The sequence below is a fragment of the Micrococcus sp. KRD012 genome, assembly GCF_017168555.1.
GTDB classification, from domain to species: Bacteria; Actinomycetota; Actinomycetes; order Actinomycetales; family Micrococcaceae; genus Micrococcus; species Micrococcus luteus.
Genome location: NZ_JABFBB010000017.1, coordinates 9,527 through 11,108 on the forward strand (window position 1 = coordinate 9,527; position 1,582 = coordinate 11,108).

2 protein-coding genes are annotated in these 1,582 nt (G+C 74.6%); both read right to left on the reverse strand.

Annotated elements, in window-relative coordinates; genetic code table 11:
- The coding region (gene cysS, locus J1M37_RS07175; RefSeq protein WP_206452378.1) for a cysteine--tRNA ligase at positions 1 to 1,053 on the reverse strand (1,053 nt) is incomplete at its 3' end.
- 73 nt (positions 1,054 to 1,126) lie between these two features.
- Complete coding sequence (gene ispF / locus J1M37_RS07180; RefSeq protein ID WP_342345127.1) at positions 1,127 to 1,546, reverse strand: 2-C-methyl-D-erythritol 2,4-cyclodiphosphate synthase; 420 nt, start codon at positions 1,544 to 1,546, stop codon at positions 1,127 to 1,129.
- Between the last annotated feature and the right edge of the window lie 36 nt (positions 1,547 to 1,582).

A 1,582-nucleotide genomic window follows, 5' to 3' on the forward strand; every position in this document is an offset into this window, starting at 1 on the left:
GGGCGGGACGGCGCCGGCGGCGCGGGCGCGGGCCGTGAAGCCCTCGATGCGCTCGACGGCGGCCTCGGCCTCGTCGAGGGCGCCGGGCCGGTAGTCGAGCTGGGAGCGGTAGTGGGCCTGCCCCAGGAAATAGCGCACCGCCGTCGGGCGGGCCATGCCGAGCATCTCCTCGGGGGAGATCGTGTTGCCCACGGACTTGGACATCTTCTCGCCGCCGTAGGTGACGAGCCCGTTGTGCAGCCAGAAGCGGGCGAAGCCGTCACCGGCGGCCGCCGACTGGGCCAGCTCGTTCTCGTGGTGCGGGAACCGCAGGTCCAGGCCGCCGCCGTGGATGTCGAACTCGGCGCCGAGGTACTTCGTGGACATGGCCGAGCACTCCAGGTGCCATCCGGGGCGGCCGGCGCCCCAGGGCGACTCCCACACGGCGGTGGCGGGCTCGCCGGGCTTGGCGCCCTTCCACAGGGCGAAGTCGCGGGGGTCGCGCTTGCCGCGCGGGTCGGCGTCGGGGGCGTCCTGCATGTCCTCGACGCGCTGGCGGGTGAGCTCGCCGTAGCGCTCCCAGGACCGGACGTCGAAGTAGACGTCGCCCGAGCCGTCCTGCGCGGGGTAGGCGTGGCCGCGCTCCATCAGGCGCTCGATGAGCGCGAACATCTCGGGCACGTGGCCGGTGGCGCGCGGCTCATAGGTGGGACGGCGGACGCCGAGGGCGAGGTAGGCGGCGTCGAACGCCTTCTCGAACCGGTAGGCCAGGGCCCACCACGGCTCGCGGGCCGGGTAGAGGTCCGAGGCCTCGAAGCCGGCCTCGTGGGAGGCGGCCGAGCGGTCGAGGATCTTGTCGTCGATGTCCGTCACGTTCCGCACCGAGGTGACGCGCAGCCCGGTGGCCTCGAGCCAGCGGATGAGGATGTCGAACACGATCGCGCTGCGCACGTGGCCCACGTGCGGCATGCCCTGCACCGTGGCCCCGCAGTAGTACACCGACGCCTCGCCGGGCACGAGGGGCTCGAAGTCCCGGATCTGCGCGGTGCGGGTGTCGTAGAAGCGCTGGGCCATGGGGGCGCGGTCCTTCCGGAGGGGCGGGGTCCTGACGGGGCTCTGCCAGCCTAGTCGGTGCGCCGGTGCGGGCTCAGGCCGCGGGGACGACGAGCGCGGTCGCGATCCCGACCAGCCCCTCCCTGCGCCCGATGAACCCCAGCCGGTCCGTGGTGGCGGCGGAGACGGACACGGGGGCCCCGCCGAGGGCGGCGGACAGGGCGGCCTCCATCTCCGCGCGGCGCGTGCCCACCTTGGGCCGGGGGGCGACCACCTGGACCGCCACGTTCCCGACGGCGACGCCCGCCTCCGTCAGCAGGCGCAGCACCTCGCGGAGCATGTCCGCGCCGGAGGCGTCCGCCATCTCGGGCCGGTCGACGCCGAACACGGCCCCGAGGTCGCCGAGGCCGGCGGCGGAGAGCAGGGCGTTGCACGCCGCGTGGGCGGCCACGTCCCCGTCCGAGGTCGCGGCCACGCCCCGCTCGCCGGGCCAGTGGATGCCGCCGAGCCACAGGGGCCGGGGGGCATCCTCTGTCTCTTATACACATCT